At 57.7% G+C, this 14,016-nt stretch carries 9 protein-coding genes; 4 read left to right on the forward strand and 5 right to left on the reverse strand.

What is annotated here, in order from left to right:
- Nucleotides 1–49: 49 nt before the first annotated feature.
- From addB to ACR1UW_RS05020, 4 genes are read left to right on the forward strand one after another with little or no spacing between them, the layout of a single operon-like run.
- On the forward strand, nucleotides 50–3,556 hold the full coding sequence (addB, locus tag ACR1UW_RS05005) for a helicase-exonuclease AddAB subunit AddB (RefSeq protein ID WP_498935261.1): 3,507 nt from the start codon (nucleotides 50–52) through the stop codon (nucleotides 3,554–3,556).
- Nucleotides 3,553–7,281, forward strand: a complete 3,729-nt coding sequence (gene addA / locus ACR1UW_RS05010) for a helicase-exonuclease AddAB subunit AddA (RefSeq protein ID WP_498934747.1) — start codon at nucleotides 3,553–3,555, stop codon at nucleotides 7,279–7,281. The genes addB and addA overlap by 4 nt, the downstream gene beginning before the upstream one ends.
- A gap of 18 nt (nucleotides 7,282–7,299) precedes the next feature.
- On the forward strand, nucleotides 7,300–8,484 hold the full coding sequence (locus tag ACR1UW_RS05015) for an exonuclease SbcCD subunit D (protein WP_047817861.1): 1,185 nt from the start codon (nucleotides 7,300–7,302) through the stop codon (nucleotides 8,482–8,484).
- Entirely contained in the window at nucleotides 8,481–11,825 is a 3,345-nt protein-coding gene (locus ACR1UW_RS05020; RefSeq protein WP_498934749.1) for an AAA family ATPase, read from the forward strand. Before ACR1UW_RS05015 ends, ACR1UW_RS05020 begins: the two co-directional genes overlap by 4 nt.
- A 117-nt stretch (nucleotides 11,826–11,942) precedes the next feature.
- Here the strand turns inward: ACR1UW_RS05020 and ACR1UW_RS05025 are convergent, their stop codons facing one another.
- The 5 genes from ACR1UW_RS05025 to ACR1UW_RS05045 all read right to left on the reverse strand — a co-directional run bounded on the left by ACR1UW_RS05025 (nucleotide 11,943) and on the right by ACR1UW_RS05045 (nucleotide 14,012).
- Entirely contained in the window at nucleotides 11,943–12,164 is a 222-nt protein-coding gene (locus tag ACR1UW_RS05025) for a spore germination protein (RefSeq protein WP_033011644.1), read from the reverse strand.
- Between the two features lie 368 nt (nucleotides 12,165–12,532).
- A complete protein-coding gene (locus tag ACR1UW_RS05030) occupies nucleotides 12,533–12,919 on the reverse strand; it encodes a spore germination protein GerPE (RefSeq protein WP_498934752.1) in 387 nt (128 codons plus the stop codon).
- Entirely contained in the window at nucleotides 12,916–13,107 is a 192-nt protein-coding gene (locus tag ACR1UW_RS05035; protein ID WP_033011648.1) for a spore germination protein GerPD, read from the reverse strand. Before ACR1UW_RS05035 ends, ACR1UW_RS05030 begins: the two co-directional genes overlap by 4 nt.
- Nucleotides 13,104–13,706, reverse strand: coding sequence for a spore germination protein GerPC (locus tag ACR1UW_RS05040; protein WP_237419883.1), 603 nt, complete (start codon nucleotides 13,704–13,706; stop codon nucleotides 13,104–13,106). Before ACR1UW_RS05040 ends, ACR1UW_RS05035 begins: the two co-directional genes overlap by 4 nt.
- Nucleotides 13,707–13,787: 81 nt before the next feature.
- Nucleotides 13,788–14,012, reverse strand: a complete 225-nt coding sequence (locus ACR1UW_RS05045; RefSeq protein ID WP_033011652.1) for a spore germination protein GerPB — start codon at nucleotides 14,010–14,012, stop codon at nucleotides 13,788–13,790.
- Nucleotides 14,013–14,016 lie beyond the last annotated feature (4 nt).

Consider the following 14,016-nt stretch of genomic DNA (forward strand, 5'->3'; position numbering starts at 1 on the left):
ATATGTGCTAAAATAGAGGAGATAAAGGAAACGAATGGTGGTGATCGCCGTGTCGCTTCGCTTTTTTCTTGGACGATCGGGAAGCGGGAAGACGGCTATGTGTCTTGCGGAAATCCGCCGCAAGCTGCAGGAAGATCCGAGAGGAAAGACGATTGTTTACCTCGTTCCGGAGCAGATGACGTTTCAATGTGAATACGCCTTAATCCATACCGAGGGAGCAGGAGGAATGATCCGCGCCCAAGTGTTCAGCTTCCCCCGCCTCGCCTGGCGCGTCTTGCAGGAGACGGGAGGCATGAACCGCTACCACGTCCACGATGTCGGCGTGCAAATGATGATTCGCAAAATTATTGAACAGCGGAAACAGGAGCTTAAACTGTTTGGCCGCGCGGCGGACAAAAGCGGTTTTGTCGAGCAGCTGCATGAGATGATCGCCGAATGCAAGCGGTATTGCTTAACGCCGGACGAGCTTCGCCGCCGTGTCGAGGAGCTGGAAAGCGGGCCGAGCCGGCCGGGACGGCGCCTGCTGGCCGATAAGCTCAGCGATGTCGCGCTCGTTTATGCAGAGCTCGAGCGGAGCTTAAGCGGCCATTACCTCGATTCGGAAGATTATTTGCGCCTGCTCGCCGAACAAATCCCCCGCTCCTGCTATTTGCGCGATGCCGATGTTTATATCGACGGATTCCATCATTTTGCCCCGCAAGAATACATAGTGATTGAGCAGCTTCTTCGTCATTGCCGGCGGGTCACCGTTTGCCTGACGGTCGACCGCCCGTATGATGGTGCGATGCCGGACGAGCTCGACTTGTTTTATCTGCCGGCGCAGACGTACCGCCAGTTGCGCGAGCTTGCCTTGGCCAACGATGTTTTGCTTGAAGAGCCGGTCGTGCTCGCGGAAAACCGACGTCATCAAAGCGGGGCGCTCGCCCATCTCGAGGCGCAGTTTCATCGCCGCCCGCTGCCGCCTTACGAAGCGGAAGACGGTGCGGTCTGCCTTTATGAGGCGGCCAACCGCCGCGCAGAACTGGAAGCGGTCGCCCGGGAAATCATCCGCCTTGTCCGCGACGAAGGGGCGCGCTATCGCGACATCGCGCTCGTCATCCGCCAAACGGAGGCGTACCGCGACCTTGTGAAGACGGTGTTTTTTGATTTTGGCATCCCGTATTTTATGGATGAAAAAGAGCCGATGCACCATCATCCGCTCATTGAACTTGTGCGCGCTGCTTTGGAAACCATTTCCACAAACTGGCGGTATGAGGCGGTGTTTCGCGCTGTGAAGACGGATTTGCTCTTTCCGTTGGACGGTGACTTGGTCATGTGGCGCGAGGCAGCCGACAAACTCGAAAACTATGTTCTTGCTTATGGGATGAAGGGGGACAAATGGACGAGCGGCGAGCGCTGGCCGTATCGGCGCTACCGGGCGCTTGACGGGTTGAATGTGCCGCAGACGGATGAAGAACGGCAATTTGAGGACAAGTTGAACGAATGGCGGGAGACGCTGGCCGCCCCGCTCCGCCGCCTTGAGCGCCGTTTGCGCCGGGCTAAGGACGGGCGCGGGTATTGCACGGCGCTATATCTCTTGTTAGAAGAATTGCAGATTCCGAAAAAGCTGGAACAAATGAGCGCGCAGGCGGAAGCGGAAGGCCGCCTCGTGGAAGCGCGCCAGCATGAGCAGGTGTGGAACGCGGTCATCGATTTGCTTGACCAATACGTTGAAATGCTCGGAGCGGAACCGTTGTCGTTAGCCGAATTTGCCAAAATTATCGAGGCCGGGCTTGACCGGCTTGAGTTCTCCCTTGTGCCGCCGGCCATCGATCAAGTGATCGTCGCCCAGCTCGACCGTTCGCGCCTCATCGGCGTGAAGTATGCGTTTGTCATTGGCGTCAACGATGGCGTCATTCCGGCCAGGGCGAAAGAGGATGGGCTTATGGCGGAAATCGAACGGGAGCAGCTGCGCGAACTCGGTGTGGCGCTTGCGCCGGGGAGCCGGGAACAGCTGTTTTACGATCCGTTTTTTATCTACCTGGCGCTTGCCTGTCCAAGCGAACGGCTGTATGTTACATACCCGCTGGCCGATGGCGAAGGGAAAGCGCTCATGCCATCGCCGCTGATTAAACAATTGTCGGAGCTGTTCCCGAAGGTGAAGGTGCGCTTGTGCGGCAACGATCCGTTCGATGCCCCGGAAGAGAAGGCAGAGGCGTTTGTGACAGCGCCGCAGGCGACACAAACGTATTTGGTCAGCCAGCTGCGCGCATGGAAGCGAAACTATGGCATCGATCCGCTTTGGTGGGATGTGTACAACGTGTTCATCGCCCGCCCGGAATGGAACGAGAGGGTGCAAAAGGCGGTGTCGGCGCTGTTTTATACAAACAAAGCCGCGCCGTTGAAAAAACAATGGAGCCGGCGGTTGTACGGAAAAAAAATTCAGGCGAGCGTCTCGCGCATGGAGCAGTTTCAAAAATGCCCGTACGCCCATTTTATTTCACACGGGCTGCGCTTGAAGGAGCGAAGCATTTTCCGCCTCGAGGCGCCGGATGTCGGCCAGTTGTTCCATGCGGCCATTAAACAAATCGCCGACCGGCTGCGCGAACAGCACGTTGATTGGCGCGAACTGTCCCAACCGGATTGCGAGCGTCTGTCGGATGAAGCGGTCGAACGGCTTGCCCCCCTCATTCAACAGCAAGTGCTGTCCAGTTCGTCTCGCTATGAATATATGAAACGGAAATTAAAACACGTTGTCGCCCGCACGACCCACGTGTTGAGCGAGCATGCGCGGGCGAGCGGCTTTGTTCCGATCGGGCTCGAGCTGGCGTTTGGACCGGGCGGCGACTTGCCGCCGCTTCGCTTTCAACTTCGCGACGGGACGGTTATGGAGCTTGTCGGGCGAATCGACCGCGTTGACAAGGCAGAAAGCAGCGAAGGAGTATTTCTTCGCATCATCGATTACAAATCGAGCGCCAAAACGCTTGATTTGACGGAAGTGTATTACGGTTTGGCGTTGCAAATGCTTACCTATTTGGACATTGTGCTCACGTATGCTGAGCAACTTGTCAAACAGCCGGCGCTGCCGGCCGGGGTGCTCTATTTCCATGTCCATAATCCGATTGTGAAGGCGAAGCAGTGGCTTGACGATGAAGCGGAGATGGCGAAACAACTTCTTGAGCCGTTTCGGATGCGCGGTCTGCTGCTTGCCGATGTGGAGGCAATCCGGCTGATGGACAGTCAATTGGAAAAAGGGCAGCGGTCGCTGATTGTGCCGGTTAGGCTGACGAGCAGCGGGGCGATTCATTCGCAGTCTTCGGTCGCGAGCGCTTCTGATTTTGATGCGCTTCGCCAGCACGTCCGCCGTCTGTTTGCCGATATTGGCGGACAAATCGCTGACGGCATTGTATCGATTGCCCCGTACAAGCTGAAAAGCAAAACAGCGTGCGACTTTTGCGCCTTTAAGTCCATATGCCAATTTGACGAGGCGCTGTCCGGCAACGAATTCCGAAAGCTTGCCCCACAGACGGGGGAAGACGTGATGAAGAATATAACGAAAGGGAGGGGAGAGTCTTGAGCGTTGCGTTTCGCCCGAAGCCGGCCGGAAGCCGGTGGACGGATGAACAGTGGAAAGCCATCGTGGCCGGCGGCCGGGACGTTCTCGTCGCTGCGGCGGCCGGGTCTGGAAAAACGGCCGTTCTTGTTGAGCGAATCATCCAAAAAGTAACGGCGGAAGACGAGGCGACCGATATTGACCGCCTTCTTGTCGTCACGTTTACGAACGCTGCGGCGGCTGAGATGAAAGCAAGGATCGGCGAGGCGCTCGAGCGCGAACTCGCCAAGCGGCCGCATTCGCTCCATTTGCGGCGCCAGCTCAGCCTGCTCAACCGCGCCTCGATTTCGACGCTCCATTCGTTTTGCTTAGATGTCATCCGCAAATATTATTATTTGCTCGATCTGGATCCGTCGTTTCGCATCGCTGATGAGACAGAAATCGAACTGCTGAAAGAGGACGTCCTTGAGGAGCTGCTTGAGGAGGAATATGGAAAGGCGGATAACGAGCGCTTTTTTGCCGTCATTGATGCTTACACCGGAGACCGGAGCGATGCCGAGCTGCAAGACATGATTTTCGCGTTGCATGACTTCTCACGCTCCCACCCCGCGCCCGATGAATGGCTGAAAGGCCTTGTATCCATGTATGAGGTCGATGAACAGACGCCGCCCGAGTCGCTTTTGCCATCGCGCTATATCAACCAACATGCGGCGATGGAGCTGGCAGCGGCCAAACGGCTCATCGAAAGGGCGTTGCGTCTTGCGCAGGAACCGGGCGGGCCGCGGCCGTATGAGAAACGGCTACGCGAGGATGCCGCCGTTGTCGCTGAACTTGAAAGATGGCGGTCGCAATCGTGGGAAGGACTGTATCGTGCTTTGCAGTCGCTGGCGTTCGGCCGGCTTCCGGGCTGTCGCGGCGATGGCTATGACAAGTGGCTCGTCGATGAGGCGAAATCGCTTCGTGATCAGGCGAAGAAGAAACTGGAAGCGCTGCGCGACAACATATTTTCGCTGCCCCCGTCTGTCTGGATCCGCCATATGCGGGAGATGAAGCCGGCGGTTGAGACGATCGTTGCGCTTGTCCGCCGTTTTTCCGCTAGGTTTCAAGCCGTGAAACGTGAAAAAGGGATCGTCGACTTTTCTGATTTGGAACATTATTGTCTGCATGTTTTGCGGCAGCGCGACCCGAAAACGGGCGAATGGCGGCCATCGGCGGCCGCTTTGGAGTACCAAGCGCAGTTTGATGAAGTGCTTGTCGATGAGTATCAAGATACGAACCTTGTGCAAGAAGCGATTTTGCAGCTCGTCAAAAAAGGAAGCGAGCGGACTGGCAACTTATTTATGGTCGGCGATGTCAAGCAGTCGATTTATCGTTTTCGCCTCGCCGAGCCGATGCTGTTTTTGGACAAATACAAACGGTTTGCCGCTGATGGGGCCGCAGGGGGAATGAGAATTGATTTGGCGCGCAATTTCCGCAGCCGCGCCGAGGTGCTGGACGGCACGAACTTCCTTTTTGCACAAATCATGGGGGAAACCGTTGGGGAGATGGCGTACGATGAAGCAGCCCAGCTTAAGTATGGCGCCGATTATCCGGATGGGGCGGATACTGTTCCGGAAGTGATGATCATCAACCGGCAGCGCGCGGTGGAAGAAGAGGACGAAGAGGCGGCGGAGCTTGAGGGCTCCGAGCTGGAGGCGCGCCTAATGGCCGAGAAAATCAAAGAAATCGTGTCGCGGCCATTTTATGTGCATGACCGCTCAAGCGGGCAACCGCGGCGTGCCATGTACCGAGACATCGTTGTGCTCGTCCGTTCGATGACGAACGCCCCGCAAATGATCGAGCAGCTGCAGGCGCACGGCATTCCGGCGGCTGCCGATTTATCGTCCGGCTACTTTCAGGCGACGGAAGTTTCGGTGATGCTGTCGCTTCTGAAAGTCATTGACAACCCGCACCAAGACATTCCGCTCGCCGCTGTGCTCCGCTCGCCGCTGTTTCGCTTTGATGAAAACGAGCTGGCCATGATCCGCCTCGCCGATCCAAAAGGAACGTTTTATGAGGCGCTTCAGTTGTTCCGGCAAAAGCCGGCGGAAACGGATGAGGAGGAGGCCGCCAAGAAAAAAGCGGCCGCGTTTTTGGAGCAGCTCGGGCGCTGGCGCACGATGGCCCGCCGCCGCTCGTTGGCCGACCTCATCTGGCAGCTGTATCGCGATACACAATTTTACGATTTTGTCGGCGCGCTGCCGGGTGGAAAGCAACGGCAGGCCAATTTGCGCGCCTTGTATGATCGCGCTCGCCAATACGAATCGACGGCCTTTCGCGGGCTGTTCCGCTTTCTCCGCTTTATTGAGCGGCTGCAGGAGCGCGGCGATGATTTAGGAGCAGCCCGGCCGCTTGGTGAGCAGGAAGATGTCGTGCGGGTGATGACGATCCATAGCAGCAAAGGGCTCGAGTTTCCGGTCGTCTTTCTGGCCGGACTCGCCCGCCCGTTTTATACGCGGGATTTGCATCATCCGTACTTGCTGGATAAAGAGCTCGGCTTTGGCGCCCGTTTTGTCCACCCACAGCTGCGCATCAGCTATCCAACGCTGCCATTGCTGGCGATCCAAGTGAAAAAGCGGCTCGAGCTGCTCGCCGAGGAAATGCGCATTTTGTACGTTGCGCTGACAAGAGCGAAAGAGAAGCTTTATTTGCTCGCCGCGGTCAACGATGCCGATAAGGAGATCGAAAAATGGAAAGGCGTTGCGGGAGAACGCGAATGGCTGCTTCCCGACGATGTGCGGGCATCGGCCCGTTCCTATTTAGACTGGATCGGCCGGGCGCTCATTCGCCACCGCGACGGGCGCATTTTAGCGGGAGAGAAGGCGCCGGATGAAATCGCCTCCCATCCGTCCGTATGGCGTATTGCCATTGTGCCCGCGGCCGAGCTGCGCAGCGGCGAGGCGGCTGCCGGCCAGGCGGACGAGAGCATGCTCGCTGCGCTTGAACATGGCCGCCCTGTTCCGGCTGGCGGCGGCTGGAAAGAGGAAGCAGAGCGGCGTTTGTTATGGCGGTATCGCTATGAAAAAGGGACGATTGTGCGCGCCAAACAGTCGGTGTCGGAGCTGAAAGAGCAACGGGTGCTGTTTGGCGAGCTGGCGAGTGAATGGCCGCTGCGCCAAGGAACAGCGCCGATTTTCTCGCGGCCGCGCTTTATGCAGGAAAAAACGTTGACGCCGGCGGAAAAAGGAACCGCGCTTCATATCGTCATGCGCCATCTCGACTTGCGTGCGCCGGTCAGTGAAGCGTCCATCCGTGAGCAAATGGGTCGGCTCATCGAAAAAGAGCTGTTGTCGGCCGAGCAAGCCGAAGCGGTCGATGCGGCCGCGATCGCCGCCTTTTTCGCTACGGATATCGGCCGCCGCCTTTGCGCCGCCCGCGAGGTGCACCGGGAAGTGCCATTCAGTCTAGGGCTTCCGGCTTCCCATCTTTACGGGCATGACGGGATGGAAGACGACCGCCGGGTGCTTGTCCAAGGGGTGATTGACTGTGTGTTTGCGGATGAGCGCGGTTATGTGATGATCGACTATAAAACGGATGAGGTGACCGGCCGTTTTGCCGGCCAGAAAGAGGAGGCCGCCCGCTTTTTGCTCGGCCGCTACGGAACGCAAATGCGCCTGTATCGGCAAGCGATTGAGCAAATTTGGCGCGTGCCGGTAGCGGAGTGCTATTTGTATTCGTTTGACGGCCAATACATTATCGCGGTGGAATGACGCGGAGGGGGAAAGACGATGCGCATTTTGCATACGGCAGACTGGCATCTCGGGCGGACGCTTGAAGGCCGAAGCCGGTTGGCGGAGCAAGAGGCGTTTATCGACGAACTTGTCGAGATTGTAGCAAAAGAACAAATCGATGTCGTCTTGATGGCTGGCGATGTGTTCGATTCCGTCAATCCGCCGGCGGCGGCGGAGCAGCTGTTTTACGAGAGTTTGGCCCGACTGTCCGATAAAGGCCGGCGTCCGGTTGCGGTCATCAGCGGCAACCATGACCATCCGGACCGCATCAGCGCCGCCCGGCCGCTGCTTTCCGACTACAACATTTTCCTTTTTGGCCGCCCACAGGCGGAAGTTTGCCGAATTGACGTTCCGTCGTGCGGCGAGGCGATGATGCTTGCGCCGTTGGCGTACCCGTCTGAATCGCGGCTCGCTGAGCTATTGTCATCCGACCATAAGGAAACCGCGCTTCGCGATCGGTACGACGACCGCATCCGGGCGTTGTTCGCTGCGATGGCCGCCTCATTTGCCGATGAAACTGTCAATGTTGTGATGAGCCATCTATACGTGGCTGGCGGCCATACGTCCGATTCCGAGCGGCCGATTGAGGTGGGCGGCGCCTATACGGTGGCGGCTGCCAGTTTGCCCGGGGCGGCGCAATACGTGGCGCTCGGTCATTTGCACCGCCCGCAGGACGTCAGACGGGCGGAGACGGCGGCGCGCTACGCCGGTTCACCGCTTGCTTACAGCTTTTCCGAAGCTGGGCACACCAAGTCGGTGACGGTTGTCGACGTCCAGCCGGGCGGAAAGGCCAACGTGACGGAGATTCCGCTTGTTTCCGGAAAACCGCTTGTCCGTTGGAAGGCGACGGACGGACTTGCCCAAGTGTATCGTTGGTGCGAGGAAGGAAGAGACCGGTCGTGCTGGATCGATTTAGAGGTCCATGTAAACGAGCCGTTAACAATGGAAGAGATTCAACGGCTGCGCAAGCTTCATCAAGGGTTTATCCATATCCGCCCGGTGTTTCCGGAACGGGAGCGGGAGGCGGCGGCTGAAACAGACCGCAAACCGCTTTCCCTTGTAGAAATGTTCCGGCGTTTTTACGAACGTCAAACCGGCGGACAAACACCGGATGAAGAGCTCGTGCGCCTTTTTTTGGAATTGGCGGCCGAGGAGAAGGAAGGGGAAGGAGAAGAGGAATGAAGCCAATTTCCTTGACGATCGCCGGGCTTCATAGCTTTCGTGAAAAACAAACGATCGATTTTACGGCCCTTTGCGACGGCGGCGTATTCGGCATTTTTGGACCGACCGGAAGCGGCAAATCGACGATTTTGGATGCCATCACGCTCGCGCTGTTCGGAAGTGTCGGACGGGCGGCCAATCGGACACAAGCGATCATCAACCACGCTGAAAAGGAACTGTTCGTTTCCTTTACGTTCGAATTGGAAAATGCCGCTGGGGCAAAACGGTACACGGTGGAACGCAGTTTGAAAAGGGCGGATGAATGGCGGACGCGGAGCGCCGTCTGCCGGTTGATCGAACATCAGGCCGAGCCGGTCGTGCTCGCGGACAAGCTTTCTGATGTAGACAAGGCGGTCGTACAGCTGCTTGGTTTGACTATGGAAGATTTTACCCGCGCCGTCGTTTTGCCGCAAGGGAAGTTTGCCGAGTTTTTATCCCTCAAAGGGGCGGAGCGCCGGCAAATGCTGCAGCGCCTGTTCCATCTTGAACGATACGGTGACGAGTTGAATAAAAAGTTAAAAGAGCGGCTCGCCGCCGCGGAGCAGGAATGGCAAAAAATCGAAGCGGAAAAAGCGGGGCTCGGCGATGCTTCGAAAGCGGCGCTTGAGCAGGCAGAAGCCGAGGAGCGGGAGCTTGCAGCGCTGTTTGCCAAGCGCAAAAAAGAGCTTGAGAAAATCGAGGCAGACGTCGAACGGGCGAAGCAGCTTCGGGCGTGGCAGCAGGAAAAAGAAGCGGTTGAAGCGGAATTATCGGCATTGCGCCGGCGGGAGCCCGAAGTGCGGGCGCTTGAAGCGAAAAAAGGGCGGGCCGAGCAGGCGGAGCGCATTTGGCCGTACTGGGAGCAGTACGAACAGATGCGCCTCCTGCAGGCCGCGGCGCTGCAGCGGCAGGAGGCGGCGTTGCGACAGTTGGAGGCGGCCAAAGCCCACTATGAGGATGCCGTGCGCCGCTATGAGCAGGCGCGGCAGGAAAAAGCGCGGCGCGAGCCAGAGCTGTTGGTGCAAATGGAGCGGCTGCGGCAGGCGGAGCAGCTCGAACGGCAAATGGAAACACTCAAGGCGGAGCTCGCCGCCCTCCATGAGGAGTGGAACCGCTTGGCGGACCGGGAAAAAGCGGTGCAGCGTCAGTTCGAGGAAGCGGAGGCCTGGTACGCGCGCGGCTTGGCGCGCCAACAGGAGCTGAAAGAAGAGTTGCAGCGGCATGCCGTTGCGCTCGCTGGCAAAGACGAAATAGAGCGCGCCTGCGAAGAGAAGCGGCGCATTGAGCAAACGGCGTCCGCTCTCGCCCGCGTCGATGTGCAGCTCCAGCAAAAGGAAGCTGCCTGGCGCCAAGCCGAACGAGAGCGGGCTGAGCGGGAGCGCCGCGCCGCCGCTGCCGGCGCCCGCCTTCATCAACTGTTTCAGCTTGTTGAACAAACGCACCATTCCGTCTGCATCCGGCAACAAGATATCGAAAAGCGGCTGCATGTTTTGCGGCGACAGATCGAGGCGGAGCAGCAACGGATCGAAGAGGCACAGACGGCCGAACTGGCAGCGGTTCTGGCTGAGCGGCTCCGTCCCGGTGAACCGTGCCCGGTGTGCGGCTCGCGTGAGCACCCGCATCCGTCCGCCAGGCCGCAGACGGTAGCCTCTGGTCGGTTGTCTGAGCTCGAGCAAGAGCGGCAGCGTTGCGAACAAGATTTGCAGACACTGTTCTCATTCAAGGCGCAGCTTGAGCAGCTTGCCGCGCTGGCGGCCAGCCACGGGACACCCCCTGTTCAGGCGGCTGTCCGCCCGGCAGGCGAAACCGTCGATATGGCCGTTGAAGTCCGGGCGCTCGGGCAGGATGTCATTGAACGAAAAGAAGCGGTTTACCGGGCGTTGTCGCAGTGGAATGAGGCGGAAGCGGCGCGGCGTGAAGCGGAAAACGCCTGCCGATGGGCGGCAGCGGATATCGAAGCGCTGCAAGCGGAGAAACAGCGCCTTGAAGAGGAGAAACAGCAGCTTGAACGGCAGTGGCGCGAGGCGCATCCTTCCTTTTCACTGGAAACGATCGCGGTGGTTTACGAGCAGCTGCGCGAACAAGAGAAAATGTGGCGTGATGTACAAAAACGGCTTGAAGACAGCGTTCCATTTTTAGAAGAAAAACAAAGAGCAAAAGAACAGGCGGCTGAGGAGCGTCGCCGGCTTGAGGCGGAGCGGGTGCGCCTCGAATCGCTTATGAGCGCCAAACAGGAGCTGTGGAAAGAATATGAGCGGCAACGGCGCGAGAAGGCCGGACCTGGCCCGGCAGGTGTGCAGCTTCGGGAAGCGGAAGCCGAATGGCGCCGGCTGCAAAACGGCGAACAGCAGGCGTACGATGAATGGCAGCGCGCCCAACAGCAATACCAGGCGACAGAAAGTGAGGCGAAGGCAGCGAAGCAGGCGTGCGAGGAAGCGGCCCGCCGCGAGGAAGAAGCGCTCGCTCGCTGGCGCCGCGCCTTGGCCGGCACTGTGTTCGCTGATGCTGAAGAAGTGCGAATGTCGAGGGCGGCAAAAGCGCAATGTGATGAATGGGACGAAGCCATCCGCCTTTACTGGCGCCAGGTCGAGCAGGCTGAGCACCGCCGCGCCCAGCTGGCGGCTGTCATCGGCGAAGAAGCGGTGAGCGCTGAACAATGGGAGATGATGCAGCAAGTATACAACGAGTTGAAAGCGCACACTGAGATGATGACCGAGCAGCTTGGCGCGGTGCGCGGAAAAGTGGCGGAGCTGAGAAAAAAACATGTCCGTTTTGTTGAATTGGAGGCGAGGCAGGCAACTCTCGGCCGCCAAATTGAGCGGTACAAACAGCTGCAAACGTTGCTTCGCGGCAATAGTTTTGTCGAATTTATGGCGGAAGAGCAACTCGAACAGGTGACCATCATGGCGTCTGAGCGGCTGCAGCAGTTGACGCGCCATCGCTATGCGCTTGAGCTCGATTCGCAAGGCGGGTTTTTGATTTGCGATGATGCCAACGGGGGGGTGCGGCGGCCGGTGTCGACGCTGTCCGGCGGGGAAACGTTTTTGACATCGCTGTCGTTGGCGCTGGCGCTGTCGGCGCAAATTCAGTTGCGCGGTGAATATCCGCTCCGGTTTTTCTTTTTGGACGAGGGGTTTGGCACATTGGATGCCGAGCTGCTCGATACGGTCGTTTCTGCTTTGGAAAAGTTGCATACGCAGCAGCTGGCTGTCGGCGTCATCAGCCATGTCCAAGAGATTCGCAACCGGCTACCGCGCCGTCTCATTGTCGAGCCGGCGGAGCCGTCCGGCCCCGGCACGCGCGTCCGGCTTGAATGGATGTAACCTGTCTGTCGGGAGCAGTGCTTGGCGGATGCGTTGCCAGCGGCCGCTGCGCCGGCTGGTTAGTCCGGCCCACTGGATTGAAGGAACGGGGGGATAGGGGGCGGTCCTTGCCCCCATTTAGTTGTTGGCGGCCACGTTTTGGTCAGATACATCGGGATCAAACGCATTTGTAAAGCTGATTGCGTTGTTTGTCATGATAAAGTCGCCGGTGTTGAACCCGCCGGATCCAGCCTGCGTTTTCGTGGCGACTTTTGGTGCGATATACAAGCAGTCGCCCATTTGCACGACCGCGCCGCTGCCGACGCTGTTGATTTTGATCGGACCGACGAATGAAGGCATTACAGCTCTTCCTTTCTATATATATAAGTTGAAACTTTGTTTTACATCCAGTAGAGCGCCCGCTGCATTCTATCAAAATGACTTGTTATGAAGGAAAACAGAATCGAACAATCGGAAAATCTTTATTGCAACTTATATAGATGCAATTTGAAGATTTACCATTTGCAACTTTTACCGAGTATTTGATCGACTGTCGGGCGACCGAACAACGCCACTTCCAGACCCATTATATAGGTCTGTGAAGCAGGCGGTTGTTCGGTCCTCCGTCACGCCAAGGCGTGACGGAGGAGCCTGTGGCTTTCCCTCGACAGTCGAAAAGGGGCAAACCGTTTTTCCGTCAGGGGACATGTTAAACTTCCTCGTTTCCTCTATATATCTGCTGCTGACGGCATCGGGCCGGCCAGCTGGCGGATATGTTTGATGCGCGCTTCGCCTTCAGCGATGGAGGTTGAGCCGATGTGGACAACGGCCGAAGAGGAGATCCCTAGCACGCGGATCGACCGGACGGAAATGATCGGGGATTCGTGGAGCGTCTGTTGTGATGCAACCGGCGGCGGGGAAGACCAGCGTGGAATCGGCTTGGTAAAAATCGGGAATGTTTGTTCCCCTTCTGGCTCGAAAAACAGCTCGTATTGCCGCTGCACGGCTAAAGCGCGTGTGCGGGCGGAAATCCGTTCAGAGTCGCCGATTTGCAGCACAGAGCTAATAACCAACGTTTCGGCATGGAGCGCCTGAACGATCGATGTCCGTTTCACGATGCCCCACCCCGAGCCGGCACGAGCGGGACAAACGGGCCGATGATGAGCGATTCCGGCGGCGTATCAAACGCAGACGATAAGTTGATCACATCAGCATCGCCGATTAAAAACAGCGAGGCGCTGGCGACGGCTGTCAAGCGGATGTCCCCGACATGCACGTCGCGGTTAATGACGGTATAATTCACGTTGATTCCTCCCCTGAAGGCAAGTGTTTCAAAAACGCGTCGAGCGATTGTTCAATATCCGCTTTCACTTTTTGGAAGATCTCGTTTTCGACCGTTTCATCGCGATCGCCCGCGGGAACATAGCCTTGGTTTGCTTTCTCTTGCAAATAAAAGCGGATGCGTTCATCCGTCTGTCGGGCGATATCTTGCAAAATAAACTGCCGGTACGTATCATCAAGGCGGCGGTTGTATTGCTGCTCAAGCCGCTTCAATGTTTCTGCCGCCTCACTGTTTAAGTAGGCGGCTACTTTTTCCTGAATCGGGCGCATCAACACCGGCTCCGGCTTTGGGACGACGGTTTTCACCGGTTCGACAGCGAAATCTTCGATGGTGCCGCCGGCCCCCGGTGGGGCGATGCCGATATTGAGCGTTCCTTTGAGCGTTTCCACTTTCAGCTGGTCAAATTTGTATTCAATTCGCTCGATCGTAGTGCGCGGCTGCGATTCCAGCTCCCGCAGCCGGGCTTCGAGAACGGAAAGACGTCGTTCGAGTGTCCGTACTTTGTTTGTCTGCCATAATAAATAGCGGCGCAGTTGGACGAAATAGTCGTATATACTCATGGTGCACCATCATCCTCTCACATTCCCCTCTTACTTCAATATATGGACGGCCTGTCGTCCTCATCACTTTTTTCTCTGCATTTAGCGGGTGGCCGAATGGAGAGGAACGAGAGGAGCGGACGGCTGGGCGGCGGTGCCAAGCGGCACGGTCGCTTGCGAAGCCGGGCCAGTGAAACCGCCGGTGTTGGCAAGCGTTGACAATGCTTGGATGCTGCCGGCGCTGCCGATTTGCAAAACGGATGAGTTGGTGACGGAGCCAATCCGCAATTGATGGATGCAAATGCTTTGGCTGATGTAAACATTCAACCTC

It is taken from the genome of Geobacillus lituanicus (assembly GCF_050994965.1).
Taxonomy (GTDB): domain Bacteria; phylum Bacillota; class Bacilli; order Bacillales; family Anoxybacillaceae; genus Geobacillus; species Geobacillus stearothermophilus.